This window comes from Salarchaeum sp. JOR-1 (assembly GCF_007833275.1).
Lineage (GTDB): Archaea > Halobacteriota > Halobacteria > Halobacteriales > Halobacteriaceae > Salarchaeum.
The window spans coordinates 1,114,285-1,139,892 of record NZ_CP042241.1 but is presented as its reverse complement, the minus strand read 5'-3'; the positions used below and the strand labels follow the sequence as shown (position 1 = coordinate 1,139,892).

The 25,608-nt window shown below is 68.2% G+C and carries 28 protein-coding genes; 16 read left to right on the top strand and 12 right to left on the bottom strand.

All coding sequences use genetic code 11. The annotated features are described in order from the left end of the window. Positions 1-110: 110 nt before the first annotated feature. Positions 111-662 (bottom strand): DUF5815 family protein, encoded by a 552-nt coding sequence (locus FQU85_RS07065; protein WP_145846199.1) that lies wholly within the window; start codon positions 660-662, stop codon positions 111-113. Positions 663-751: 89 nt separating this feature from the next. On the opposite strand from FQU85_RS07065, the gene FQU85_RS07060 reads away from it, so the two are divergent. Both FQU85_RS07060 and FQU85_RS07055 read left to right on the top strand, forming a co-directional pair. Next, positions 752-1,648, top strand: coding sequence for an ABC transporter ATP-binding protein (locus FQU85_RS07060; RefSeq protein WP_145846197.1), 897 nt, complete (start codon positions 752-754; stop codon positions 1,646-1,648). Beyond that, positions 1,641-2,426 carry an ABC transporter permease subunit gene (locus tag FQU85_RS07055; RefSeq protein ID WP_145846195.1) on the top strand — a complete coding sequence of 262 codons (786 nt, stop codon included), beginning with the start codon at positions 1,641-1,643 and terminating at the stop codon, positions 2,424-2,426. The genes FQU85_RS07060 and FQU85_RS07055 overlap by 8 nt, the downstream gene beginning before the upstream one ends. On the opposite strand, the gene FQU85_RS07050 is transcribed toward FQU85_RS07055, so the two are convergent. The 3 genes from FQU85_RS07050 to FQU85_RS07040 form a co-directional block, all read right to left on the bottom strand. Then, positions 2,423-2,839, bottom strand: a complete 417-nt coding sequence (locus FQU85_RS07050) for a hypothetical protein (RefSeq protein ID WP_145848767.1) — start codon at positions 2,837-2,839, stop codon at positions 2,423-2,425. The two genes, FQU85_RS07055 and FQU85_RS07050, sit on opposite strands and share 4 nt — an antisense overlap. A gap of 46 nt (positions 2,840-2,885) precedes the next feature. Then, entirely contained in the window at positions 2,886-3,092 is a 207-nt protein-coding gene (locus FQU85_RS07045) for a hypothetical protein (protein WP_145846192.1), read from the bottom strand. A gap of 128 nt (positions 3,093-3,220) precedes the next feature. After that, positions 3,221-4,459 (bottom strand): NAD(P)/FAD-dependent oxidoreductase, encoded by a 1,239-nt coding sequence (locus tag FQU85_RS07040; protein WP_145846190.1) that lies wholly within the window; start codon positions 4,457-4,459, stop codon positions 3,221-3,223. A 129-nt stretch (positions 4,460-4,588) separates the two neighbouring features. Here FQU85_RS07040 and FQU85_RS07035 point away from each other — a divergent pair, with 129 nt between their 5' ends. The 3 genes from FQU85_RS07035 to FQU85_RS07025 are packed head-to-tail and all read left to right on the top strand — an operon-like array spanning position 4,589 to position 7,655. Then, on the top strand, positions 4,589-5,137 hold the full coding sequence (locus FQU85_RS07035; RefSeq protein ID WP_145846188.1) for a DUF6149 family protein: 549 nt from the start codon (positions 4,589-4,591) through the stop codon (positions 5,135-5,137). 59 nt (positions 5,138-5,196) lie between these two features. After that, positions 5,197-6,798 carry a class I adenylate-forming enzyme family protein gene (locus FQU85_RS07030; protein WP_145846184.1) on the top strand — a complete coding sequence of 534 codons (1,602 nt, stop codon included), beginning with the start codon at positions 5,197-5,199 and terminating at the stop codon, positions 6,796-6,798. After that, positions 6,798-7,655: an amidohydrolase family protein gene (locus tag FQU85_RS07025; protein WP_168219946.1), complete on the top strand. Its 858-nt coding sequence runs from the start codon at positions 6,798-6,800 to the stop codon at positions 7,653-7,655. Before FQU85_RS07030 ends, FQU85_RS07025 begins: the two co-directional genes overlap by 1 nt. Here FQU85_RS07025 and FQU85_RS07020 read toward each other — a convergent pair. Genes FQU85_RS07020 through FQU85_RS07010 form a run of 3 tightly spaced genes read right to left on the bottom strand, consistent with a single transcriptional unit; the run spans position 7,647 to position 10,281 of the window. Further along, complete coding sequence (locus FQU85_RS07020) at positions 7,647-8,309, bottom strand: MBL fold metallo-hydrolase (protein WP_145846178.1); 663 nt, start codon at positions 8,307-8,309, stop codon at positions 7,647-7,649. The genes FQU85_RS07025 and FQU85_RS07020 overlap by 9 nt on opposite strands. A 42-nt stretch (positions 8,310-8,351) precedes the next feature. Then, complete coding sequence (locus FQU85_RS07015; RefSeq protein WP_145846174.1) at positions 8,352-8,927, bottom strand: TetR/AcrR family transcriptional regulator; 576 nt, start codon at positions 8,925-8,927, stop codon at positions 8,352-8,354. A gap of 40 nt (positions 8,928-8,967) precedes the next feature. Further along, complete coding sequence (locus FQU85_RS07010) at positions 8,968-10,281, bottom strand: NAD(P)/FAD-dependent oxidoreductase (RefSeq protein WP_145846168.1); 1,314 nt, start codon at positions 10,279-10,281, stop codon at positions 8,968-8,970. A gap of 110 nt (positions 10,282-10,391) precedes the next feature. On the opposite strand from FQU85_RS07010, the gene FQU85_RS07005 reads away from it, so the two are divergent. After that, positions 10,392-11,267 carry a homoserine kinase gene (locus tag FQU85_RS07005; RefSeq protein ID WP_145846166.1) on the top strand — a complete coding sequence of 292 codons (876 nt, stop codon included), beginning with the start codon at positions 10,392-10,394 and terminating at the stop codon, positions 11,265-11,267. A 3-nt stretch (positions 11,268-11,270) separates the two neighbouring features. Here FQU85_RS07005 and pdxS read toward each other — a convergent pair whose 3' ends face one another. Continuing rightward, on the bottom strand, positions 11,271-12,179 hold the full coding sequence (pdxS, locus tag FQU85_RS07000; protein WP_145846163.1) for a pyridoxal 5'-phosphate synthase lyase subunit PdxS: 909 nt from the start codon (positions 12,177-12,179) through the stop codon (positions 11,271-11,273). A gap of 92 nt (positions 12,180-12,271) precedes the next feature. On the opposite strand from pdxS, the gene FQU85_RS06995 reads away from it, so the two are divergent. Together FQU85_RS06995 and FQU85_RS06990 are read left to right on the top strand one after the other, a co-directional pair. After that, complete coding sequence (locus tag FQU85_RS06995) at positions 12,272-12,940, top strand: DUF1405 domain-containing protein (protein WP_145846159.1); 669 nt, start codon at positions 12,272-12,274, stop codon at positions 12,938-12,940. 34 nt (positions 12,941-12,974) lie between these two features. After that, on the top strand, positions 12,975-14,036 hold the full coding sequence (locus tag FQU85_RS06990) for a hypothetical protein (protein ID WP_145846156.1): 1,062 nt from the start codon (positions 12,975-12,977) through the stop codon (positions 14,034-14,036). 40 nt (positions 14,037-14,076) lie between these two features. Here the strand turns inward: FQU85_RS06990 and FQU85_RS06985 are convergent, their stop codons facing one another. Then, entirely contained in the window at positions 14,077-14,964 is an 888-nt protein-coding gene (locus FQU85_RS06985; protein WP_145846153.1) for a DUF6293 family protein, read from the bottom strand. 157 nt (positions 14,965-15,121) lie between these two features. Further along, positions 15,122-15,667, bottom strand: coding sequence for a type IV pilin (locus FQU85_RS06980; protein WP_145846151.1), 546 nt, complete (start codon positions 15,665-15,667; stop codon positions 15,122-15,124). A gap of 182 nt (positions 15,668-15,849) precedes the next feature. Here FQU85_RS06980 and FQU85_RS06975 point away from each other — a divergent pair, with 182 nt between their 5' ends. The 3 genes from FQU85_RS06975 (at position 15,850) to dnaG (ending at position 18,964) form a co-directional block, all read left to right on the top strand. Next, entirely contained in the window at positions 15,850-16,128 is a 279-nt protein-coding gene (locus FQU85_RS06975) for a PadR family transcriptional regulator (protein WP_145846149.1), read from the top strand. A gap of 116 nt (positions 16,129-16,244) precedes the next feature. Then, positions 16,245-17,630, top strand: a complete 1,386-nt coding sequence (locus tag FQU85_RS06970; protein ID WP_240792461.1) for an MFS transporter — start codon at positions 16,245-16,247, stop codon at positions 17,628-17,630. Between the two features lie 53 nt (positions 17,631-17,683). Further along, positions 17,684-18,964, top strand: a complete 1,281-nt coding sequence (gene dnaG / locus FQU85_RS06965; RefSeq protein WP_145846143.1) for a DNA primase DnaG — start codon at positions 17,684-17,686, stop codon at positions 18,962-18,964. Here dnaG and FQU85_RS06960 read toward each other — a convergent pair. Then, entirely contained in the window at positions 18,956-20,254 is a 1,299-nt protein-coding gene (locus FQU85_RS06960; protein ID WP_145846139.1) for a DUF92 domain-containing protein, read from the bottom strand. The two genes, dnaG and FQU85_RS06960, sit on opposite strands and share 9 nt — an antisense overlap. Before the next feature lie 83 nt (positions 20,255-20,337). Between FQU85_RS06960 and FQU85_RS06955 the strand changes: the two genes are divergently transcribed. Continuing rightward, the gene (locus tag FQU85_RS06955; RefSeq protein ID WP_145846137.1) at positions 20,338-20,946 is read left to right on the top strand and encodes an undecaprenyl diphosphate synthase family protein; all 609 of its coding nucleotides are present in this window, start codon (positions 20,338-20,340) and stop codon (positions 20,944-20,946) included. Between the two features lie 150 nt (positions 20,947-21,096). Here FQU85_RS06955 and uppS read toward each other — a convergent pair whose 3' ends face one another. Then, positions 21,097-21,996, bottom strand: a complete 900-nt coding sequence (gene uppS, locus FQU85_RS06950; RefSeq protein WP_145846135.1) for a polyprenyl diphosphate synthase — start codon at positions 21,994-21,996, stop codon at positions 21,097-21,099. Between the two features lie 92 nt (positions 21,997-22,088). Here uppS and FQU85_RS06945 point away from each other — a divergent pair, with 92 nt between their 5' ends. From FQU85_RS06945 to hemA, 4 genes are read left to right on the top strand one after another with little or no spacing between them, the layout of a single operon-like run. Beyond that, entirely contained in the window at positions 22,089-22,505 is a 417-nt protein-coding gene (locus tag FQU85_RS06945) for a DUF5778 family protein (protein ID WP_145846132.1), read from the top strand. Positions 22,506-22,553: 48 nt separating this feature from the next. Then, positions 22,554-23,624 carry an Lrp/AsnC family transcriptional regulator gene (locus FQU85_RS06940; RefSeq protein ID WP_145846128.1) on the top strand — a complete coding sequence of 357 codons (1,071 nt, stop codon included), beginning with the start codon at positions 22,554-22,556 and terminating at the stop codon, positions 23,622-23,624. Further along, positions 23,625-24,278 carry a bifunctional precorrin-2 dehydrogenase/sirohydrochlorin ferrochelatase gene (locus FQU85_RS06935; protein ID WP_145846125.1) on the top strand — a complete coding sequence of 218 codons (654 nt, stop codon included), beginning with the start codon at positions 23,625-23,627 and terminating at the stop codon, positions 24,276-24,278. Then, a complete protein-coding gene (hemA, locus tag FQU85_RS06930; RefSeq protein WP_145846123.1) occupies positions 24,275-25,576 on the top strand; it encodes a glutamyl-tRNA reductase in 1,302 nt (433 codons plus the stop codon). The genes FQU85_RS06935 and hemA overlap by 4 nt, the downstream gene beginning before the upstream one ends. Positions 25,577-25,608 lie beyond the last annotated feature (32 nt).

The following is a 25,608-nucleotide window of genomic DNA, read 5'->3' as shown; positions in this document are numbered from 1 at the left end:
CGGCTCGAAACTGAATTACGAAAATCGAAGCAGCGGGTGAGAGGACAGCCCGCGCGGAGCGTCGCGAACGCACCGCTACGCGACCGATATCGACATCAAAACTCCCGCCGTCAGGCCGCCCAGTCCCGCTCTCGCCGGTACTCGTCGACGAACGCGGGCACGTCGAACTCGGTCATCGCGTCTTCGAACTCGGCGGACGCGTTCGGGTTCTCGGCGTGGCTCACTGCGTGATCCATCAGTTCGACGACGAGTTCGACGACGTACTCGTGGAGCGTCCGGGAGTCGAAGCCGAACACCCAGAGGAGCGCGTACCCGACCTCGCCCTCGCCGCTCGCGTCGTACGTCGCCACCTCCTCGGGCACCTCCTCCATCACCGCGCCCATCAGGTGAGGAGTGCCGAACTCCTCGAACGCGTCGTCCTCGGCGGGCTCGACCGCCGCATCGAGGATGTCCACGATGGACTCCGGGAGGAAGCGCCCGGGCGGGTGCATGTCCATCACGACCGCGTGCGACGAACCGCACGAACAGTCGTACTCCCGCATCCCGAGGTCGAACGCCGTCGTCGCCACGCGCTCCCCACACGGGAGTTCGACCACGCCGTCGCTCGCACCGCCGTCGCCCCCATCGCCGCCGCCGTCGTCCGGTACGCGGGGTTCAGCCATACGAGAGTGTCGCAGGCGAGCGCGGGTAAGCCCTCCGCATACCGGCGCGCGGGACAACATTCATCGGGGCATGCGCTGTCTCTTCGCGCATGGCCGCCATCGAGATAGACGGACTGACGAAGCAGTACGGCGACCTCGCCGCCGTCTCCGACCTCTCGCTCGCCATCGAGTCCGGCGAGGTGTTCGGGTACCTCGGGCCGAACGGCGCGGGGAAGACCACGACCATCCGCGTGCTCCTCGGTCTGCAGTCCCCGACGGCGGGCACGGTGTCCGTGCTCGGCCGCGACATGGCCGTCGAGGACCAGCGACTCGACGCCCTGGAGCGAATCGGCTACCTGCCGTCGAACCCGCGGTTCGACCAACAGAGCACCGGCCGGGAGGTGCTCGACCTCCACGAGTCCATCAAGGGCGGGGAGCGCAGGGAGGAGTTGCTCGACCTGTTCACGCCGCCCGTAGAACGCGAAATCCGCGAGTACTCGACGGGGAACGTCCAGAAGCTCGGACTGGTGCAGGCGCTCATGCACGACCCGGACGTGGTCGTGATGGACGAACCCACCGCGGGTCTCGACCCCCTGCTCCAGGAGCGGTTCAACGAGTTCGTCAGGGGCGAACGCGAGCGCGGGACGACGATGCTGTTCTCGAGTCACGTCCTCAGCGAGGTCAGGCGGGTGTGCGACCGCGTGGGCGTGCTCCGCGGGGGCGAACTGGTCACCGTGGAGGACGTGCGCGACCTGCTCGACCGGAGCGGGAAGCACGTCCGGGTGCGGGTGGCCGGCGATCCGCCCGAGGGGGCGTTCGACGTCGCGGGCGTCTCGGACGTGTCACGGTGGCGGGACGGCGACGAGACCGCGTTCTCGTTCACGTTCGCGGGCGACGTGAACGACCTCGTAGCCGAGTTCCGCGAGTTCGACCTGCGGGAACTCGACGTGGAGGAAGCGCCGCTCGAAGACGTGTTCTTGACGTTCTACGGTGAGGACGATGCTTGAACTCGCGCGGTACGGCGCTCGGAAGCGCGTCCGGGGCGCGCTCGCGCTCTCGGTCGGCCTGTCCGCGTTCAGCGCGCTGTACGCGGCGTTCTATCCGTCGTTCGCCGGCGGGTTCGACATCGAGGAGTACGTGGACGCGCTCCCGCCCGTGTTCGTCGAGGCGTTCGGCCTGCGCGCGTTCGGCACCATCGAGGGGTTTCTCGCGACCGAACTCTACCACTTCGCGTGGGTGATACTGCTCGGCGTCTACCTCGCGTACGCCGCCGCCGGCCTCCTCGCGGGCGACGTGGAGTCGGAACGCATCGACATCCTGCTCTCCCTCCCCGTCTCCCGGGGTCGCGTCGTCGCCGAGAACTACCTCGCAATCGTGCCGGGCATCCTGCTGGTGAACGCCGTCGTCGCCGCCGTCACGTGGCTCGCGACGCGCGCTATCGGCTACCCGGTCGCCGCCACCGATCTGCTCGCCGTCCACCTCCTCTCGCTTCCCTACCTGCTCTGCTGTGCCGCCGTCGGGCTCGCGTTCAGCGCCGCCGCGAGCCGGGCGAGCGTCGCCCAGCGCGCCGCGATGGCGACCGTGTTCGGGTTGTTCCTGCTCGAAACCGCCGTCTCGACCACGGACTACGCGTGGCTCGGCGCTCTCGCGCCGATGCGGTACTTCGACCCGACCGCGATCCTCGTCGAGAACACGTACGACCTCGCCGCCGCCGCCATCCTTCTCGCCGCCGCCCTCGCTCTCGTGGCGACGAGCGTCCAGTACTTCCGTCGGCGCGACGTCTAGGGCCAGTCGTCACGCTGTTCGTCGTTCTCGAACGCGTCGTCGTCCTCCGTCTCGTCCGCGAGCTCCCAGCCCGCTGCCTCCGCGGCGTCCTCCACGTCGAGGTACTCCCAGCCGGCCTCGCCGGCGAGCGCCTCGTCGTCGTCGCTCGTCCCGACGAACACGTGGCGTTCGGTGTCGAACTGGTCTCTCACGGAGTCGAGGCTCTCCTCCTTGCCCTTCGGGCCGCTGAAGAAGTCCTGGCGGATGCGGCGCTTGCGCGTGAAGTTCGTGACGACGTACGTCGGTTCGTCGCTCACGACGCCGACGTACTCCGTCCACTGCCGGGCGTCCGCGAACGCCGTTCCGGGCTTCGCGAGTGCCTGGAGCGCGGACAGTTCGAACGCGAGCGTCATGTCCCCGCTGCCGCCGCTCATGCTCATGGGGAAGACGTGGGGGGAGAGCGGGGAAAACGCCTTCGTTTCACTCCGCGACGGAGATGCGGTAGTAGCCGGTGTACTTCACGATTTCGCCGTCCTCCAGTGCGGTCGGGGAGTCGAGTGTTACGGGGTCGCCGTCGACCGCGCCGGGGAGGGCGTGCTGTGCGTCGGAGTCGAGTTCGTCGAAGTCGCGGACGCGGGCGTCCTGCGGGACGGCGTCCGCGCGTTCGAGTCGCACTGTCGGGTTCATCTTTGTACACCAGCCACCACTGGCTGTGCTAGTGTATATCACACAACCCCATAAGCATTACTGTAGTCACAAGATACGGAGAAGGGTTCGAACGAATCTGGCGAAGCGGCCGCGAAAGCGAGGACGCGTTAGAAGTCGAGGTCGTCGAGGTCGAAGTTCTCCTCGAGGAGGACGTCCTGCTGGTCGGCGACCTGCGCCTCCTCGCGGATGAGCTGTTTGTACTTCGACTGGGGCGCGAGGTTACCGATGAGGACGCCGCCGATGAGCTTGCCGTCCTTGAACGTGAGCCGCCGCCACTCCTGGTCGTCGTACGTGCGTTCGCACTCGTCGTCGCCCTTCGACGGGAAGCCGAAGGAGAGGAAGGGGAAGTCGAAGTGCGTGATGGAGTACGAGGACACCCAGCGGAACTCCTCGACGTCCTCCTCGACGTCGTCGGCCGCCATCGCCTGCGCGGCGACCGATCCCTGCTGCTTCGCGGAGCCCCACGAGCCGTTCTGCGCGTGCTCTTCGAGCACCACGTCGTAGAACTCCGTGATGTCGCCCGCGGCGAACACGTCCTCGACGCTGGTCTGCATGTACTCGTCCACGATGATGCCGGTCTCGATGTCGAACCCGGCGTTCTGGAGGAACTCCACGTTGAAGTCGAGTCCGATGGCGACGCCCGCGAACTCGGAGTCGTAGTGCTCGCCGTTCGAGTCCACGGTTTCGACGACGTTCCCGTCGTCGTCCGTGAGGAACTCGCTCGCGCCGGAGTCGAAGACTGGCGTGACCCCCTTCTCGTCGAGCGCCTCGTGGATGATGGCCGCGCCGTCCTGGCTGAGCGCGTACCGCCACCAGCGGCCGCCACGCATCAGGTAGTGGGCGTCCAGGCCCTGCGCGGCGCAGATGGCGGCGAGGTCGATGCCGAGCAGGCCCGCGCCGACGATGACGCCGGTGTCGGCTTCTTCGGCGTCCTCGCGGATGCGGCGGGCGTCCTGGAACGTCCAGAAGTGGTGAACGCCGTCCGCGTCACTCCCCGGAACCGGGAGCTGAACGGGCGTCCCGCCGGTCGCGACGAGGAGCTTGTCGTATTCCAGAGTCTCGCTCTCGTGCGTGTACACCTCGTGGGCGTCCGTGTCGAGGCCCGTGACCAGCGTGTTCAGCTTCAGGTCGATGTCTCGTTCGTCGTACCAGTCCTCGTCGTGGATGGAGATCGGTGCTTCCGGGAGTTTCCCCTTTGCGAACTCCTTGATGAGAATGCGATTGTAGAGGGGTTCTCCCTCGTCCGTAACGACGGTGATGTCGGCGTCCGGAGCCTCCTCGCGGAGTGTCTCGGCGGCGGAACTCCCCGAAATTCCGTCCCCGAGTATCACGTACGACTCGGTCATACCGAGAGTGTCGTATTCGGGGTTAAAGTGGGTTGCTATCCGCCTACGGTGCCGGCGCGGGTCGCTGGAGACGGGTGTGCGCGGTTCGGAACCCCGCGATTTAGGAGGGCGTGAGCCCACTAGGAGAACATGAAGATAGCGCAGAACGTCCGGCACTTCGCGACGAAACAGGCGCTCACGCTTCCCGTCGTCTCGGAGCGGATGCACGACTGGCTCGTCGACCTCCACGTCGACGTGTTCCTGGAGAAGGCCGACGACGCCCACGCAGAAGAGCGCCGCGAGCGCCTGGAGGCGTTCTTCGACGCGACCATCGACATGTACCTCGCCGCGCTCCGGGAGGGGTACGCGGAGGCCGAAGCGCGCGAAATCACGCACGTCGTCGGCTCCTTCGACTTCTACGCGCACGGGTGGACGGAGATGATGGAGTTCCCCGCGGACGAGGTCGAAGCGCACTACGAGCGCTACCGCGAGTTCTTCGACGCGCACGGCATCTCGGTCGAGGACCCGCTCGGCGAGTTCGCGCCCGCGGACGGGCTTCCGGACGCGCCCGCGACCCCGGAGAAACTGGAGGGCGGCGAGTTCGCGAACGCCGAGGCCGGGTACGCGGACGACGTGTACGTGAAGACGGCTGACGGCGACGTGAAGAAGGGCGACCGCACCGACGAGATACAGTCCTAACCCCAGACCGCGGCAAGATTTACATCGCCGCCTATCGAGAGCATAGGTAGCGAGTCACAATGTACGTCGACCAAACCACGCTCGACTATCTGGATCGCGCAGAGACGCTCTACGACGACCTCGTGGGCGTCATCGCGGACGACGGCACCGAGTACACGTACGGGGAGTTCGCGGAGCGCGTCCACCGGCTCTCGAACGCACTCACCGAACTCGGCGTCGAGGAGGGCGACCGTGTCGCACTGCTCTCTCCGAACACGCACTACTTCCTCGAAACCATCTACGCGACGAACCAGCTCGGCGTCGTGAACGTCCCGATGAACTACCGGCTGACGCCCGAGGACTACGAGTACATCCTGAACGACGCGGACGCGACAGCCGTCATCGCCGACTACGAGCTCGCCGAACGCGTCGAGGAGGTACGGGACGAGGTTCCGACGGAGCACTTCGTGGGGTACGAGGCGGACGGCATCGAGGGCGACTGGCTGGACTACGAGACCCTCCTCGACGACGCGAGCGCGGAGCGGCCCGACCGCCCCGACATCGCGGAGGGCGACGATGCGACCGTGAACTACACGTCGGGCACGACGGGCGACCCGAAGGGCGTCGTACGGACGCATCGAACCGAACACTGGCACGCGCTCGTTCTCAGCCACCACATGGAGATCCAGGAGGACGACACATATCTCTGGACGCTCCCGATGTTCCACTGTAACGGCTGGGGGCACGTATACGCCATCACGGGCACGGGCGGGACGCACGTCTGCCAGCGCGAGTTCGATGCCGCGGGGACGCTGGAGCGCATTCGGACGTACGACGTCTCATACATGTGTGGCGCACCGACCGTGCTGAACCGCCTCATCGACTACTACGAGTCGAACGATGTCGGGGCGACAACGGGCGACCGCGACCTCCGCATCACGACGGCGGGGAGCGCGCCGCCGCGGGCGACCATCCGCACTATCGAGGACGCGTTCGGGTGGCGGCTCATCCAGATATACGGGCTGACGGAGACCGCGCCCATCATCACCACCTCGAACAGTCCGCGGCGGCTCGCGGACGGCGACCCCACGACCATCAAAACGAAGCAGGGTCACGCCGCACTGAACACCGAAATCCGAGTGGTGGACGAGGACGGCAGGGACGTCCCGCGGGACGACGAGACCGTGGGCGAAATCGTCGTCCGCGGGAACCAGGTGATGGACCGTTACCTCAACAAGCCCGACATCACGCACGAGGCGTTCAACGACCGTGCGTCGGGGTTCTTCCACACGGGCGACCTCGCGACGATGGACGAGAACGGCATGATAGCGATTCAGGATCGGAAGAAGGACATCATCATCTCCGGCGGTGAGAACATCTCGAGTATCGACGTGGAGGACACGCTGTTCGACCATCCGGACATCGCGAAGGCCGCCGTCATTCCCGTTCCCTCTGACGAGTGGGGCGAGACACCGAAGGCGCTCGTCGTGCAAAAAGACGACGCGGCCCTCACGGAGGACGATGTCGTCGCGTTCGCACGCGAGAACATGGCGACGTACAAGGCCCCGACGAGCGTCGAGTTCGTGGAGTCGCTCCCGGAGACCGCGACCGGGAAAGTCCAGAAGTACCAGCTCAGACAGGAGTACTGGGAGGACGAGGAGCGGATGGTGGGGCAGGGGTAGTGGACCCCGACGCCGACCCGGCGGGGGACGCGTACCCGGACTGCGAGGTGGTAGACGCGCACGTCCATCTGCTTCCGGACGACTTGCTCAACGCGGTTTACGGCTGGTTCGGAGCGGAGACGGAGTGGCAGATACCGACACCAGACGCCGCGACCGCACGGGCGCGTATCCGCGAGCGCACGGACGGGTTCGTGTGTTTCCCGTACGCGCACCGTCCCGGGGTGGCGCAGGAGATGAACGAGTGGGTCGGGCGAGCGCTCGCGGACGACCCGGCGTGCGTGGCGCTCGGAACGGTGCACGCGGGCGACGACGACCCCCGTGCGGTGGTGCGGGACGCGTTCGACCGCGGCCTGGCAGGGATCAAGCTTCACTGCGTCGTGCAGGGCTATCCACCGGACGACCCCCGGCTGGATTCAGTGTACGAGGAGTTGGTGGCGCGGGACGCCCCGCTCGTGATTCACGCGTCGACGCACCCGTTCGACCGCGGCGATTCCACGCTCGCACCCGAGCGCTTCGCGAACGTCCTGGATCGATTTCCGGCCCTCCGGGCGTGCGTTCCCCACCTCGGATTGTTCGACACGCCGGGGTTCCTCGACCTCGTGGACGAGTACGACGTGGTGGTCGATACGGCGGTCGCGCTCGGGCCGGCGTCCCGGACGGCCGCCGACATCAACGGGGACGACCTGCCGACGGCTCGGCTGCGCGAGCACGCGGACAGCGTGCTGTTCGGGACTGATTATCCGATCCGTCCGGCGGCGTACGCGGACGCGCTCCGGGGCGCACGCGAGTGCTTCGACAGCTCCGACCACGAGGCCGTGTTCGCGGGGAACGCCCGCGACTTCTTCGACCTATACTAACCGCGAGAGGGCGTCGCTTCCGCCGTCGGTGAGCGGGGTTCCGTGGCCGATGCAGGCAACGGCGAAGTCGGGAGCGCGGTCGGCGAGGTCGCGGATGCTCGCGCGAACGTCCGCGGTGTCGTGACTGAGGTACCACGGGCTCGGTTCGAGTTCGCCGCCGGATTCGCGGACGAGGTCGCCGAGGACTGCAACACCAAGGCGCTCGCTGACGTACGCGACGTGGCCGGGGGTGTGGCCGGGCGTGTGGTAGGCGGTGAAACTTCCGACGCGATCGCCGTCGGCGACGGGCTCGATGCGCGCGGACGGCGGCGTGGTGAGCAGACCGCTGAGCCGCTGGAACGCGCCCTTCCGGTCGAACACGCTCGGTTTCTCGCGGCCGGCGACGAGGTCGGCCTCGCGGTCTCCCGCGTAGACGGTGGCGTCGAGGCCCTTGAGTCGGGGGAGGCCGCCGACGTGGTCGAGGTCGTAGTGAGTGAGGAGGACGCGCTCGATATCGCTCACGGCGTGGCCGGCGTCCGCGACCGCGGCCGCGATGTCGTCGGCGTGCCACGGCATCCCCGTATCGACGAGCGTGAGCGCGTCGTCGGCGACGAGGTAGGCGTTCGTGCCGGAGAGGTCGATGTGCCAGACGCCGTCGGTGAGTTCGCGCACCATACCGGTGGTGGGGGCGCGAGCGGGAAAGGCGTTCGCGCCCCCCTACTCGACGTGGAGGTCGCTGAGAACGTGGTCGTCGAGCGCGCCGCGGACGACTTCGCGGGTGTCGTCGCCGAGCGTGACGTGCTGGGAGCGCGCGCCGTCGACGGTCGCGCGGATGAGTCGCGCGGTGCGCTCGGGGTCGACGTCGTGGAAGACGCCCTGTTCGATGCCGTCCTCGATGGTGTCGGCGAGGACGCCGCGGAGGAACTCCTCGTTCGCCGCGAGCTGGTCGCGGTACGCGGGTTCGTGCGGGGCTTGCGCGCGGAGTTCGAGGAACGCGCGGCCGAAGTCGGTCTGGTCGCTGTCGTCCTGGCCGAAGAGGAGGCGGTCGACGATGATGTCGAGGCGTTCGGCGGGGTCGTCCGCGTCGAGGGAGTCGAGTTCTTCCTCGAAGCGGTCGGTGAACGCGCCGAGGAAGGACGTGATGAGGTCCTGTTTGGTGTCGTAGTGGTAGTGGAGGAGGGACTTGCTGACGCCGGCTTCGTCCGCGATGGCCTGCATCGTGAGGTCGGCAAAGCCGTGCTCACAGAGCGCGTGGTAGGTCGCGCGCAGTATCTCCTCCGTCGTCTCGCTCATTGACTGACCAGTTAGTCAGCTATGGGGAAAAGTCCACCGGTCATCGGCCGTTCACAATCAGGTCCGCGCATTCGTAGCCGGCGACGATGCCGCCGTTGAGGCTTCGCTCGGGGTACTGGGCGCGACTCGCCATGCCCGCGTAGTAGACGCCCTCCGCCACCTCGTCCGCGAGGTCGTAGGGGACGACCATGTCGAGGTAGCCGCGCTCGTACACCGGCGCAGTCCGCGGGTTCCGGCTCGTGCGAATCCAGTTCACGGACCCGCGGTCGAACGCGGGGAACAGGTCTTCGATGCCGGAGAGCCACAGTTCCGCCACCTCGTCGTCGTCCATCCGCCAGACCGCCTCGTCGGGGCTCTGAATGTACTTCGGGACGTAGAGGAGGTGTTCGCCGCCGTAGTTCGACTGCGGGATGAAGTTCGTGTGCTCGATGAGCGCGCCAAAGGGCGCGTCGTCCCCGATGTTCAGCCAGTACGTGTCCGTCAACGACTCGTCCATCGAAATCACGGAGCACACCGTGCCCTGAAACTCGATGTCGCACTCGTACCCGGTGAGGGATTCGAGGACGTTCGGCATCGCCGCGACGACCACGTCGTCCACGTCGTGCGTCTCCGTTTCGCCATCGACGTCGACGGCGAGCGACTCGACCGCGCCCTCGGAGAACGCGGCCTCGGTGACGCGCGCGTTCGTCGTGATGTTCTCCCGCCCGACGTCCGCGACGAGGCGGTCGAGCAGCCGTCCGAACCCGCCGTCGAGGTAGCCGAGCGGCTCCCCGCGGAGCAGGTCGCGCTCGCCCCGGAACTTGATGCGGCCGAGCAGCCACGCCGCCGACACGTCCTCCTTCCGGCTGCCGAACTTCGCGTCGAGGAGGGGTTCGAAGAAGTTCTCGTACACGCCCCGCGTGGTGTGTTCGAGCAGGAACTCCTTGATCGGAACGTCCTCGAAGTCCGCCAGGTCCTCGTAGGTGTCGAAGGAGGGGACGCCGCCGCGCACGTCGACTTCGAGCGTCAGCATCGCGAGGCGGAACGTGTCGTAGAGGCTGAGATGGGGGTAGGCGAGGATTTCCCAGGGCTTATCGAGCGGGTGGACGGTGCCGTCCATGTAGTAGGCGTTCTTCCCGATGGGCCAGTGGAGGTCGTCGGAGAGCCCGAGGTCGTCGATGAGGTCGACGATGGTCTCCTCGCTCGCGGAGAGGTGGTGGTAGTACTTCTCGATGGGGTCGCCGGCCGTCTCGTAGGTCGCCGCGAGCCCGCCGAGCGCGTCCGACGCCTCGAACACGCGCACGTCCTCGCCGTGTGCCTGGAGCCGTCGGGCGGCCGCGAGCCCCGCGATACCGCCGCCGACGATGCCGATCATGTCCCATGCTCCGCGAGCGCCGCGGTTTACGGTTACGGTTGCACCAGCGCGCCCGCCGGGACTCTGGAGCACCCGCTAGCCTTTTGCCCCCGCCCTCGCTACTCCGCCCCATGATTACGGTACGGGCGCCCGCGACGAGCGCGAACCTGGGGAGTGGCTTCGACGTGTTCGGGGTGGCGCTCGACCGACCCGCGGACTACGTCACCGTCGAGCGCGCAGAGACGACGACGCTGGAAATCGAGGGATACGGGAGCGAGTACATTCCGACCGACCCCGCGAAGAACACGGCGGGCGTGGTCGCGCGCGAACTCGACGCCCCCGCCCACATCACCATCGAGAAGGGGGTCCGGCCCTCGTCGGGGCTCGGGTCGTCGGCCGCGAGCGCCGCCGCCGCCGCCGTCGCGCTGAACGAACTCTACGACCGCGGACTCACGAAGGAGGAACTCGTTCGCGTCGCCGCGGAGGGCGAAGCCGCGGTGTCGGGAGAGGCGCACGCGGACAACGTCGCGCCCGCCATCCTCGGCGGGTTCACCATCGTCCGCGACGACGGCGTCACCTCCATTCCCACGGACGTGTCGCTCGTCGCCTGCCTCCCCGAAATCGTCGTCTCCACCCGGGACGCGCGCCGCGTGGTTCCCGACTCCGTCGCCATCGAAGACCTCGTCGATACGGTGGGGAGCGCCGCGACGCTCACCGCGGGCTTCCAGCAGGACGACCCCGTGCTCGTCGGCCGCGGCATGCGCGAACACGTCGTCACCCCCGCGCGCGCCGCGCTCATCGACGGCTACGCGCGCGCCGTCGACCACGCCAGGAAAGCCGGTGCGACCGGCGCGACAATCTCCGGGTCCGGCCCGAGCGTCCTCGCCGTCTGCTACCCCGGCCGCCAGCGCGAGGTCGCGTCCGCGCTCATCGAGGGATTCAACGAGGAAGGCGTGGACGCCCGCGCCTACCAGTCCGGCGTCGGCACCGGCGCAGAAATACTGTAGGAGTTAGTTCCCGCGGCCCTGCATCTTCTCCTCCTCGGGGAGGTCGACGTTCGCCTCGCCCTTCATGCCGCTCCCGATATTGGAGGCGATTTCGGCGAGGCGTTCGGGGTCGTCGTAGTTGTTGACGGCGTCGACGATAGCGCGCCCCATCTTCTCGGGGTCTTCCGCGCCGAAGATACCCGAGCCGACGAAGATGCCGTCGCACTCGTGGTGCATCATCAGCGCGGCGTCCGCGGGGGTGGCGATACCGCCCGCGGCGAAGTTCACGACGGGAAGCCGGCCCATCTCGGCGGTCTCGTGCACGAGGTCGTTCGGGGCTTCGTGCTCGCGCGCCCACATCTCGCGCTCCTCGTAGTTCATGCCCTCCAGTTTCCGAATCGCGCTCTTGATGGTGCGCTGGTGGTGGACGGCCTGGTTCACGTCTCCGGTTCCGGCTTCGCCCTTCGTCCGAATCATCGCCGCGCCCTCGTGGATGCGTCGTAGGGCTTCGCCGAGGTTGCGCGCGCCGCAGACGAACGGCGCGGTGAAGTCGCGCTTGTCGATGTGGTACTCGTCGTCCGCGGGCGTCAGCACCTCGGACTCGTCAATCATGTCCGCGCCCGCGACTTCCATGATTTCGGCTTCCTTCCGGTGGCCGATGCGAACCTTCCCCATCACGGGAATGGAGACCTCGTCGACGACCTCCTGAATCCCGCTCGGGTCGGCCATCCGCGCGACGCCGCCGCGCTTCCGGATGTCCGCGGGCACGGCTTCGAGGTGCATGACGGCGACCGCGCCGGCGTCCTCCGCGATGCGCGCCTGCTCGCGGTTCACCACGTCCATGATGACGCCACCCTTCTGCATCCGCGCGAACCCGCGCTTCACGAGATCCGTTCCGCGCTTCAACTCCTCGAGGTCGGTCTCCTCGCTCATACATGAGGGTTCCGCCGGGAGTGCCTTAACGAGTCTGGTTGTCCACCCCCGTCGACCGCAGACGCTTTGATGCTCTCCCGCGATTCCCCGGTATGACGATTCCGGCGCGGAACGACCTCCCGCGGTACGTCGCGCCCCTCCCCGCGCGGCTCGAAGACCTGGCGTTCCGCCTGCTCCCGGTCATCGTGCTCGTGAACCTCGTCGGCACGGCGTTCGGGTTCTGGTACTACCGCTTCCAGCTCGAAACCACGCCGCTGCTCGCGTGGGCGGTCGTCCCCGACAGCCCCGTGGCGACGCTCTTCATCGGCCTCTCGCTCGCTGCGTACCGACTGGACTGGGACGCCGAGTGGCTGCACGCGCTCGCGTTCTTCGGCTGCATCAAACTCGGGCTGTGGACGCCGTTCGTCCAGCTCGTCGTGAACGGCCAGGGCGGCCTCTGGTGGGCGATGTACTGGTTCCTCGTCCTCAGTCACGCCGCGATGGCCGTCGAGGCGTTCGTCATCCACCGCTACGCGTCCTTCTCGGTGCCCGCAATCGCGGTCGCCGCCGGCTGGTACTGGTTCAACGACGTGGTGGACTACTTCGCCCCCCTCGTCGGCGACTTCCACCACACCACCCTCCGCGCGGAGTACGTCGCCGGAGCCATCGACCACGCGCTCCGCGCGCACGACCTCGCCGCCGTCGCCGCCGTCACCCTCACCCTGCTCGCGACGTTCCTCGCGCTCGCGACGAGAGCGGAGAAACTGAAGCGGAACGCGTAGGGGGTTTTTCACGCCGGAACGCGACTCCACGCTCGTGTACAGCGCCGTCGCCGACATCCCGCTCACCGTCGAATCGGTCTCGCTCGAACGCGTCGCGCGAGAAACGCCGGAGTTCGAGCGCGTCACCACGGTCGTCACGCTCCGCGGGGACTCCGAAACGGGCCGCGGCGAGGACGTGACCTACGAAACCGCCCACCACGACGACCTCACGGCGTTCGCGGAACACGAGGGCTGCGACGACCCCGAGCGGTCGCTCGACCTCGCGGGCGAGTACACCGTCGACTCGTTCTCGGCGGCGCTCGACGACGCGACCCTGTGGCCCGCCGGGCCGCCCGAACGCGGCGACTTCGTCGACTACCGGCGGTGGGGGTTCGAGGCCGCCGCGCTCGACCTCGCGCTCCGGCAGGCCGGCGAGACGCTCGCCGACCGCCTCGACCGAACCTACGACCCGGTGGAGTTCGTCGTGAGCAGCCGCCTCCCCGAGGGGGACACGTCGCGCGTCGACACCCTCCTGGAGCGCTACCCGGACGCGGAGTTCAAACTCGACCCGACGAGCGAGTGGCCGGACGCGACGTTCGACGCGCTTGCGGCCACGGACGCCGTCCGCGTGCTCGACCTGAAGGGCCAGTACGACGGGACGGACGTGGATCAGGAGCCCGACCCCGACCTCTACGAGCGCGTGTTCGCGTTCCCGGACGCGGTCGTCGAGGACCCCGCGATGGCCGACGCCACCGCCGACCTCGTTCGCGAACACGGCGTGCGCGTCTCCTGGGACGCCCCGATTCACGGGCTTGACGACGTGCGGAGCCTCCCGTTCCAGCCGCGATGGCTGAACGTCAAGCCCTCGCGGTTCGGCACGCTGGAGTCGCTCTTCGAGACCGTGGCGTGGGCGCTCGAGCGCGACGTGACCCTCTACGGCGGCGGCCAGTTCGAGCTGCGCGTGGGCCGCGGACAGATACAGGAACTCGCCTCCCTGCTGTATCCGGACGGCCCGAACGACGTCGCGCCCGCCGTCTACAACGACCCCGACCTCCCCGACGACCCGCCGCGAAGCCCGATTCGAGTCCCCGAAGACCACGCCGGGTTCGGGTTCTAGTCGCGCGGGTGCCGGTGTTCCGGCCGACCGATGAGAACGCTTAGTCGTTCTCGTGGGCGCGCACCCAGAGTTCGCCGATACGCGATAAGCGAGTGCGGTGGGATTTGCCCTCGCGTTCCTGTTCGATGTAGCCCTTCCCGCCCGGCCCGAGTCTGTCGACGTTGTAGATGACTTTCGAGCGGAAGGAGTCCGTGTACTCCTCGCCCAAATCGCTGGCGAGAGTTTCGGCGAGGTCGCTGACGCTCGCGAACTCGCCGTGCTCGCCGAGCGTGAACAGCACGAGTTCCTCGAAGGGCTTGACGTTCGAGAAGGAGGCGACGGGGATTTCGACGACGTGCCGGCCGTCGATTTCCTTCGCGCCGATGGTGGTGCCGCGTTCGTCGAACTCGTCGAGGAGGGCGCGCGCGCTCTCGACGCGCTCGGCGATGCGGTCGTCGTCCACGTCGCCCGTGTCGAGGTCCGAGAGCAGGTCGATTTCCCGCCGGAGTTCCTCGGCGAGTTCGGTTTCGAGGTACTTCTCGGGGGCCGTGTAGTAGGTGTGGATGCGCGAGCGGTCTTCCTCGCGTTCGACGGCGAGCGAGTGCGCGGCGGTCGCGAACGCGAAGGAGACGGTGCGCGGCATCGAGGCGATGTTCACCCAGACCTCGCCGCCGGAGTCGAGTTCCTCGGCGATGAGGTCGAACGCCTGCGCGAACGCGGCGTCGTAGTCGTACACGTCGCTCACGGCGACGCGGTCGGTCTCCGCGCCGAGGAGGTTCTCGAAGTCCTGTTCGAGTTTCTCCGCGAGGTGCTGGGAGTACTCGACGTTCGCCTCGCTCCCCACCGCGCCCTCCAGGAGCACCACCCTATCGACGTCGAGGCGGTCGCGGACGAGCGGCGCGATGAGCCGGTCGTAGTCGAACCCGACCGGGATGACGTGCGTCTGCATACTGGAGACAACGGTCGGCGGTTAAATAAATCACCAGTCTTCCGACCGTCAGTTTATCGCTATATTCCCCGCCTATCCGGCGTTGTCGGCCAGTAGCAGCGTTCGGTCGCGAGAACAGCGCAAGTAATCCGACAGGACGGACTGACAGTTCAGTTACCTACGTCGCGGTCAGCGTCTCCTTAATTATGACCGAGTTTGTCGGAGTGTGAACGACGCGGATCGTTATTGTATCCCCCTCGTTGATTTCGCACTCGCTGCTCGCAATTCGGAAGGTGGCAGTTCCGCCAGCACTCCACGTTCCGTCCGCACTCGTGTCGAGTTGTCCGCCGTCCGGACTGTAGTAGGCAAAGATATCGTCCCCGTTATAATTCGCCGACCCGAGCGTGTTCGTCGGGAGAGACACGATTCGGGATTCTTTCCCACAGGCGTCGGTTGCATCCACGACGATTTCCAACTCGGATACGGCTAAATCGTCGCCGGCGACGTGGGTGAGTCGGACGATCTGGTCATTCGACCCCGGCCGGTCGTAGACGAGGTCTCCGCTCGATTGAGCGACCATAGGGGCGGGTTGATTGAGGTCGTTGAGGAACCCAAGCGCGAACACGGATATTGTCGCGGCGAGGACGACCACGACCGCGACCATCAGGATTGTTCCGATGGCCGGTGAAACGCCCCGAGACGACGACAAGTCCACGATGATCATTTGACGGAACGATGGCACTTAGTGGTTCTCCTTGTCCGCATTCGGTCGCGCGAAAGAGGGTCTCGCGCTGGCGCGTCGCACAGTCACGCGGACAATTCGTCAGGAACGGCGGTTCGTGTGTCGATTGAGCGGTGGGGTCGTGAACGGCAAAAGACTACTCGTCGGCGCTCGACCGCCCGGGTATGTCTCGATGGTTGCAGTCGGGGTTGCGGCGGGACGTCTGCATCACTATCGCCGGGTTGGACGACCCGACGGTGAGCGGCGTGAAGCGCGCGCTGGAGAAGCGCTACGAGAGCCGGGTGCGGCCGAAGACGTTCCACGGCGCTATCGACGCCCTCGAATCGCAGGGGTTGGTGGAGCGGACGCCGGACGGCGCGCACGAGCGCGTGTCGCTCACGGAGACGGGGGCGGCGGACGTGCGCGAGCAGTTCGAGTGGATGTCCGAGACGCTCGCCGATTGAAGAAAAATATTCTCCGAGACTCGAAATCGAACGGGTAGGCACAATCTTTTTGATGTATTGAATCGTCAGTGCCGAATACGAGAATGTCCGAAAAGCGAAGTGTACCGGTATCGGCGGTGTTAGACAGGATTCCCGTCGGTGCGTTCCACCGCCGCCTCCTCGCCATCTGCGGGACGGCGTGGGCGTTCGACGGCATGGAAGTCATCCTCATCAGCTTCACCCTCCCCGTCCTCCTCGACGCGTGGAGCCTCAGCGGCCTCACCGCGGGCCTCCTCGGCTCCGCGAGCCTCATGGGCATGGTCGCCGGGAACTGGGGCTGGGGGTACGTCGCCGACCAGTACGGCCGCAAACCCGCGTTCCAGTGGACCGTCCTCACGTACGCCGTGTTCGCCGGCCTCACCGCGCTCGCCGTCGGCTTCTACAGCGGGTTCGCCCTCCGCTTTTTGACCGGCGTCGGCCTCGGCGGCGCGCTCGCCGTCGACACCTCCTACCTCTCCGAACACCTCCCCACGAACCGCCGCGGCAGGTACCTGGTGTACCTCGACGCGTTCTGGCCGCTCGGCTACGGCCTCGCCGTCGGCCTCGCGTGGTTCTTCCTCGCCTTCCTCCCCTCGGGCGGCACCGTCTCAGTCCCCGTGTTCGGCGCAGTGGAAGGGTGGCGGCTCCTGTTCGCCGCCTCGGCGGTTCCTGGCCTCCTCGTGTTCGTCATCCGAACCCAGCTCTCGGAGACCCCCTACTACCTCGCACGCACGGGCGACGTGGAGGCGGCGAACGACCGCCTGCGCGCCATCGCCGAGGAGAACGGCGAGGACGTACGGCTCATCGACGCGGACGACGTGACGCCGATGGACTCGCCCGGGTTCGGCCGGCTGTTCGAGGCCGACATCCGCCTGCAGACCGTGATGATCTCGGCGGCGTGGTTCGCCATCAACTTCGGGTACTACGGCGTGTTCATCTGGCTCCCGCAGACGTTCGGCGCGAGCGGCACCGTCCCCGCGCTCTCCGTCGCGGGCCTGACGTTCAGCGGTATCTACGTCTACTTCCTCCTCATCGCGCTCGTCCAGTTCCCCGGGTACGCGAGCGCCGCCTACCTCGTCGAGAAGGTCGGCCGGAAGCTCACGCTCGGCACCTACCTGCTCGCGTCCGGCGCGTTCACGTTCGTGTTCGCGAGCGCGATGCCGGGCGCGGGCTTCGGCCTCGGCCTCAGCGGGTTCTGGCCCTTCTTCCTCGCGCTCCTCGCGTCCTCCTTCTTCACGCTCGGCGCGTGGGGCGCGATTTACGCGTACACGCCCGAACTCTTCCCAACGGAAGCCCGGGCGACCGGGAACGGGTTCGCGGGCGGCGTCGGGAAGATCGCGGCCGTCATCGGCCCGATTCTCGCGGGCGCGCTCGTCGACGTCGGCTACCTCGTCGCGCTCACGCCGCTCGCCGTGGCGTTCGCGCTCGGCGGCCTCGTCGTCCTCCTCTTCGGGCGTGAGACGAAGGGCGAACCCCTGACATAACGGCGACGACAGGTATTTCCATCATCGACCCGAATTTTTCTCCGACACCGCCGATGGAAGACACCTCCAAATACCTCATCCACGCCGAGTTCACCGCCGACGGCGTCATCGAACGCAGCGACGTGGTCGGCGCGGCCTTCGGGCAGACCGAGGGCCTGCTGGGGGACGACCTGGACATCCCCGACCTCCAGAGCTCGTCGAAACTCGGCCGGATCGACGTGAGCGTCGAGCACACAGAGGGTCGTTCCACCGGCACGATCACCATCGCGTCCAGCATGGATCGCGTCGAGACCGCCGTCCTCGCCGCCGCGCTGGAGGCGGTCGAACGAATCGGTCCCTGTCGGGCGAGCGTGCGCGTCACGGACATCGAGGACGTGCGCGCGGCGAAGCGCCGCGAGGTGAAAGAACGCGCGAAGGAACTGCTCGCGACCGCGTTCGACGACGGCGTGCTCGACAGCGAGGAGATACTGGACGAGGTCCGGGAGTCCGCGAAGGAAGCCGACATCACGGAGTACGAGGAACTGCCGGCGGGGCCGCACGTCGCGTCCTCGGACGCGGTCGTCGTCGTGGAGGGCCGCGCGGACGTGAAGCGCCTCCTCCGGTACGGCGTGAAGAACGCGATCGCGGTCGAGGGCACGAACGTCCCGGCCGCGGTGGCCGACCTCACCCGGGAACGCACGACGACCGTCTTCCTCGACGGCGACCGCGGCGGCGACCTCATCCGCCGCGAACTCGAACAGGTCGGCGACATCGATTACGTCGCCCGCGCGCCCGACGGCGAGTCCGTCGAAGACCTCCCGCGCGAGCAAGTGGACGCCGCGCTCCGGAACAAGACGCCGTACGCGAGCGCCGACACCCCCACCGCGGTGACCGACGGCAGCACCGAAACCGTCCCCGCGCCCGCCGAACCGCAGACCGACGCGCCCGCCGAGCCCGCGGTCGGCGACACCGACACGGAGGCGTGCACGGCAGGCGAGGAGGTCGAGGCCGACGAACCGGCGGTATCGAAGGACGCCTCGGCGACGGAATCCGGTCGCTCGGCCGAGCCGGCGTCGATGGCGGATCTCGCGGCCGACGTTGCGGGGTCGGGGGAGGCGTACTTCTTCGACGGCGAACGCGCGGAACTCGCGGCGGTCGCGGCGGACGACGTGTTCGACGCGCTCGTGGACGCCGACCCGGTGCCGGCGCTGGTCGTGCTGGACGGTGCAGTGACCCAGCGCGTGCTGGACGTTGCGGCGCAGCGCGGCGTCGGCCGAATCGTCGGGACAGAGCGCGGTGAGTACGTGAAACAGCCCGCGGCCGTCCGCGTGCACACGGTTTCCGAGTTAGAGTAACAGGAGTGCGATGAGGGCGACGGCGACGCCGCCGGACGCCGTCGCGATGAAGTTCACGGACTGGTTTCCGAACAGGTCGCCTTCGAGCGTCGCGCCGACGAGGCTGTCCACGGTCATGCCGACGAGGCCGCCGGCGACGACGATCGCCACACCGAGCGGGGGAAGAGAGAACGCGACGAGGCCGATGAGCGCGATGACCGTCGCACCCGCGACGCCGGCGAGTTCGCCCTGCCAGGTGACGCCGCCGTCCGTTCCGGGTTGGACGGGTTCGAGCGTTGTGAGGAGGCGGGGCGGGCCGTAGAGGCCGCCGATTTCGCTCGACAGGGTGTCCGCGAGCGCGGTGGCGACGCTTCCGAGGTAGGCGTAGAGGAAGACGGACGCGCCCCACGGGAGGTGGTCGGCGGACGCGAACAGGAGGAGCGCGACGAGCGCGGCGGCGGAGTTCCCGAGGACGTTCCCGCTGCCGCGCGCGCCCTCGTTCTCCTCGGCGACGCCCCGGGATTCCTTTTCCTCGTAGCGGTACTTGGTGGCGAAACTCCCGAGGCCGAAGAACGTGATGAGGACGGCGAACCAGCCGTAGCCGCCGAGGACGACGGCGAGCAGTCCGAGGAAGACGCCGGTGAGGAGTCCGGGGATGGAGCTGGAGCCGACGGCGAAGGAGAGCGCGCCGAACCCGACGGTGAGCGCCAACGCGACGGCGATGCGAGTCCAGGAGACGGGGTCGGCGACGGCCCAGAACAGCCAGAGGAGGAGGGCGATGACGGCGAGGAGGAGCGGAGAGTCGCGTTCGGTGAAGACGGCTCGGAGGAGCGCGGCGAGCAACGCCGCGGTCGTGGCGAAAAACGCGTACGTCGGCGGGGCGGCGGCCGTCGCGCCGGCTTCGACGACCGCGAGCTGGCCGAGGACGGCGGCGAGCGTGCCGAGCACGCCGAATCCCGCGGTTGCGTACACGCGGGACTCCCGGTAGTCGAGGACGGCGCGATAGCCGAGGTCGCCGAACGCGAGCGCGAGGACGGTCGCGACGTACACGACGACGGGCAGTCCCAGCGCGGGCACGAGAACCGCGAGACCGGCCGCGCCGCCGGCGAACCCGACGAACGTGCGGAGGCGTTCCGCCTGTTCGTCCCACGGGAACGCGAGCAGTCGGAACAGGGGGCCGTCCCGAACGACGTAGGCCGCGGCCGCCACCACGGCGAACGGGGCGGCGGCGAACGGGCCGAGGAAGGGGGCGGTGAGCGCGAGGAGACTGCAGAACGCGTACGCCGCCGCCCGCCGAAGCGGGAGAGTCACGGTAACGCCGTTCCTTCACCTGCGCCGCACTTAAGACTCCCGAACAGCGGAGGGGTTTAGGCCGCCCGCCGCGGAAACGGGGTGTGGGCGTCTACGACCACTACCTCGCCGTTCGCGTACGCCGGGACGACGCGCCGACCCCCGACCACGTCGCGCTCGTCCTCACCGAACGCGACCTCCTCGAGCAGGGCGCGTACGACACGCTCAGCGACGCGTTCGCGTGGGCGTTCGACTACGGCGCACAGCGCGTGACGGTGTACGTGAGCGTGCTCGACGAGGCCGCCGTTCCGACGCTCGAGCGCGAGCTCGCCGCCGTCGACGCGCCCCGCGAGCTCGCCGTCCGCGGCCCCAACGACACCGAACGCGCCGACGCACCCATCCAGATTTCGGTGGGTCTCGGCGGCAAACACGAGTTCGCGGACGCCGTCCAGTCCATCGCCGAATCCGTCGAGTCCGGCGACCTCGACCCCGACGACGTGGACGAATCCGAGATCGAGTCCCGCCTCGTCTTCCCCGACGAACCCGACCTCGTCGTCAAGACCGGCGCGGAACGCCTCAGCGACTTCATGATCTGGCAGTCCGTCTACGCCGAACTCTACTTCACCGACGTGAACTGGCGGGACTTCCGGAAGCGCGACTACCTCCGCGCCATCAGGGATTACCAGAACCGTCAGCGGAGGTTTGGCCGCTAGGCCAAACGCGGCAAATCTGTGATTTGCGCTAGTTTGGACGGTGAGCGTCAGCGAGCCGTCCAAACTCAGCAAGGCCGGAGGTCTTGCGCTAATTCGGCCGGTAGGCCGAATGTAGTGAATCCCCGATTTGCGTTCCGTCGGCCGTAGGAGTTAGTCCGCGGGCTCTTCGTCGGGGAGGTCGATGGCGGTTCGGGTGCGGAGGCGGTCGATGATTGCGCGGGCGTCGTCGAGTTCGGCGCTGCCGAACGCGCGGACGAGGGCGAGGGCGCGTTCGAGGCGGGCGCGCTGCCAGGATTTCTCGCGGGCTTGGTAGGTGCGGATGCCGCGGAGGAAGTCGACCTTGGAGAATTCGGGCCAGTACGGCGCGCAGAAGTAGACGGCGGCTTCGCTGCCGTTGGCGTGCCAGGGGAGGAAGTTCGAGGTGCGTTCGTCGCCGCCGGTGCGGATGATGAGGTCGACGTCGCGGACGCGGTCGGGGTGGAGGTGTCCCTGGATCTCGTCGACGGTCACGTCGTCCGGGCTGAGGTCGCCCGCGTGGACGGAGTGGGCGATGTCGCGGGCGGCGCCGAGGAGTTCGGCGCGGCCGCCGTACGCGAGCGCGACGTTGAGCGTGAAGCCGTCGTAGCCGCGAGTGCGGCGGTCGGCGTACGCGATGGCGTCCCGGACGCGCGGGGGGAGGCGATCGGTTTCGCCGATGGCGCGCACGCGGACGCGGCGGTCGTGGACGCGGTCGGCGTCCGCGAACTCGTGGAGTTTCTCGGTGAGGAGGTCGAAGAGGTGTTCCTGTTGTTCCTCGGGGCGTTCGAAGTTCTCGGTGGAGAACGCGTAGAGGGTGAGTTCTTCGACGCCGAGGTCGGCGCACCAGTCCAGCATCTCCTCCGTGGTTCGGGCGCCGGCCTGATAGCCGTCGGTGGCTTCGCCGCCGCGTTCGCGGGCGTACCGGCGGTTGCCGTCCTGGATGACGGCGACGTGTTCGGGCGCGCCGTCGACCTCGCGGGAGAGCAGTCGCTCGTAGCCCGCGCGGACGCGGCGGCGCAGCCAGTCTCGCATCACTCGTCCGTGGGCAGCGAAGGGGTATCAGCCTTCTGGAGTGGTAGACCGGGACCGTGAGACGTATGGCGCGCTCCGCCCCAGTAGGACGTATGAGTGAGACGCTGAACGCGGACCTCTACCGGCGCGCGGTCGAACTCCTCAAGCCCGGCGACATCGAGTTACACGGCGCGGTCGTCCACACGAGTCTCGACGGGGAGGAGGAGAGCATGATGCATCAGCTCACGCTCGACGCGGGCGACGCTATCGCCGAGCACGTCACGGACGAGGACACGTACGTGTACTCGGGGAACGACAGCGACGAGTTCGGCGTGAACCAGCACCACGGCCGCACCATCGACGGCGACGAGTTCGTCTGGGAGTGCCAGCAGCTCATGCGGGAGGGGACGTACGACGTGGTGCTGTACTGGGAGGCGACGGACGATCACAACGCGGTTCTCGCCGACCTGCGCGAGGTGGCGAACGCGGACGAGGTCGTCGGCGTGACGGAGGACGAGTACTTCGCGTAGGAGCGGGGAACGAGTGCGCTTATCTGTGCTCATCCCCCAGTCGAGGGTATGACTGAGACGGGCCTCGACGACCGGGAACGCGCGGTCATCAACGCGTTCCAGGGCGGGTTTCCGGTCGTCCGTCATCCGTTCGAACCGGCCGCGGAAGCGCTCCGCGGACGGGGTATCGACGTGGACGCCGCGGAGCTCGTGGAGCTGGTTCGAGAGTTAGACGACGAGGGAGTGTTGACGCGGTTTGGTGCGCTCATCAACGCGGAGGAGATCGGCGGGCAGGCGACGCTGGTCGCGATGCACGCGCCAGCGGAGTCGTTCGAAGAGACCGCCGAGCTGGTGAACGACCACCGGGAGGTCGCGCACAACTACGAGCGCGAACACCCCCACCTGAACATGTGGTTCGTGCTCTCCGTCGCGGACGAGGAGCGCGTCGGCGAGGTGCTCGGAGAGATCGAGGAGGAGACCGGCCAGGAGACGTACAATCTGCCGAAGCAACAGGAGTTCCGCGTGGAGGCGAAGTTCCTCGTCGACGGCCCCGTGCAGGACGGCGACGTAGACCTCTCGCACCTCGGACCGAGCCCCGCCCGGACGGATCGGGAGGCGTTGACGCCGGCGGAGCGCGACCTCGTGCTCGCGATCCAGGACGGCCTCCCGATAACGCCGACGCCGTACGCGGACGTGGCCGCGGAGATCGGGCAGGACGCCGAGTGGGTGGTGGAGGCGCTCAGGCGGTTCAACGAGGAGGGGAAGGTCAGGCGGGTGGGCGTGATTCCGAACCACTACGCGCTCGGGTACACGGAGAACGGGATGACGGTGTGGGACGTGCCGGACGACGCCGTGTCGGAGGTCGGGCCGGCGGTCGCGAGTCTCGATTTCGTGACGCACTGCTACGAGCGGCCGCGCCACGAGGGCGTGTGGCCGTACAACTTCTTCGCGATGACGCACGGCCGCAGCGAGGAAGAGAGCGAGGCGCGCATCCAGCAGGTGCGAGAGGTGATGAGCGAGTACTGGGACGTCGGGGACGACGACTGGGACACGCTGTTCTCGACGCGAATCCTCAAGAAGACGGGGCTTCGGATGGCGGAGCGCGCGGACGCGAACACCGAGGCGGACTCGGAGGAGTAGATGATTCCGCTCGCGCACGACTTCAGGGGGGAGGCCGTGCTGGTGTTCGGCGGCGGTCGGGTGGGCGCGCGGAAGGCCCGTCACTTCGCGAGCGAGGCGGACGTGCTAGTCGTGAGTCCCGAGTTCGCGGACGCCGCGTTCGGTGACGCCGACCTCGTCCGCGCGGCCCCCGGCCCGAACGGGGTTTCGGAGTGGGTGGAGCGCGTCGAGCCCGTGCTCGTGGTCGCCGCGACGGATTCTGCGGACGTGAACGACGCCGCGGAGGAGGCGGCGCGCGAGCACGGCTCGCTCGTGAATCGCGCGGACGAATCCGGGGGGCGGCGAGCGGGGAGCGTGACCGTTCCGGCGACCGTCGAGGACGACCCGGTGACTGTCGCGGTTTCGACGGGCGGGTCGAGTCCCGCGCTCGCGAAGCACCTCCGGGAGCGCGTGGCGGACGAGATAGCGGGCGCTGGCGGGATGGCCGACCTCTCCGGCGCGGTCCGCGAGGAGCTGAAGGCGGCGGGCGTCCCGCCGGACGACCGGCGGAGGGCAGTGCGGCGGCTGGTGCGAGCGCCGTCGGTTTGGAAGGCTTTACGTACGCGTGGGGCGAATCCTCGCCAACAAGCCGAGGTCGTCCTCGCGGACGAACTCGGGGAGCAGTACTCACCGTGAACGAGAACTTGGGCGTCATCGCGGGCGTTCGCGTCTCGCACGACCACGCCACGCTGGACGATATCGAGGCCGCGCGGCTCGGGAGCGACGCGGACGTGGTCACCGCGTTGCTCGACGAGCCGGGCGTCCGGGAGGCGTTCGCCGTGCAGACCTGTCACCGGGTGGAGGCGTACGTGGTGGCGGACGACGAGTCCACCGGCGACCGCGCGCTCGACGCGGTGTTCGGGGACGCGCCCGTCGTCGGGATGAACCACGAGGCGAGCCTTCGCCACCTCCTCCGGGTGGCGGCCGGCCTCGAATCGGTCGTGCTCGGCGAAGACCAGATTCTGGGCCAGCTCCGGGACGCGTTCGAGACGGCGCGGGAGGCTGGTGGCATCGGCCCCGTGCTCCGCGAGGCCGTAACGAAGGCGTTGCACGTCGGGGAGCGCGCCCGGAACGAGACCACGATCAACGAGGGCGTGGTGAGCCTCGGGAGCGCGGCGACCCGGCTCGCGGATCGCGAGACCGGGCTGGCGGGCGCGAGCGCGCTCGTCGTCGGTGCGGGCGAGATGGGCGCGCTCGCCGCGAAGGCGTTCGACGCGAGCAGGGCGGAGAACCTCGTCGTCGCGAACCGCACAGTGACGCACGCCGAGTGGGTGCTCGAAGAGCTGGAGACGGCGAGCGCGGCGGTGAGCCTGGACGCGCTCGACGACCACGTCGCGTCAGCGGACGTGGTCGTCACCGCCACCGGAAGCGACGACCCCCTCGTGACGAAGAAGACCGTGCAGGGCGCGGGCGAGACGCTCCTCGTCGACCTCGGGCAGCCGCGGGACGTCGCGCCCGCCGTCTCGGAGGTCGAGGGCGTGTGGGTGCGCGACCTCGACGACATCGAGGCGGTCACGGACGCGACGCGGGATAAGCGCGCTGACGCCGCCCGCGATGTCGAGCGCATCGTCACCGAGGAGTTCGAGCGGTTGCTCGCGCAGTACAAGCGAAAGCGCGCGGACGAGGTCATCGCGACGATGTACGAGAGCGCGGAGCGCCTGAAGGCGCGCGAGCTCGACACCGCGTTCTCGAAGCTCGACGCGGAGGGCGAGTTGAACGACGCCCAGCGGGAGACGGTGGAGGCGCTCGCGGACTCCCTCGTCTCCCAGATTCTCGCCGCGCCCACGCGGAGTCTGCGGGACGCGGCGGAGGACGACGACTGGCAGACCATCGCGACCGCGCTCGAACTGTTCGACCCCGACCTCGACGGCAGCAGTCCGCTCGCGGACGCCGACCCGAGCGCGTGGGCGGCCGCCGAGACCGAGGACGACTAGCGAGTACTGTTTTGAGGCTGGCGCGGGAATCC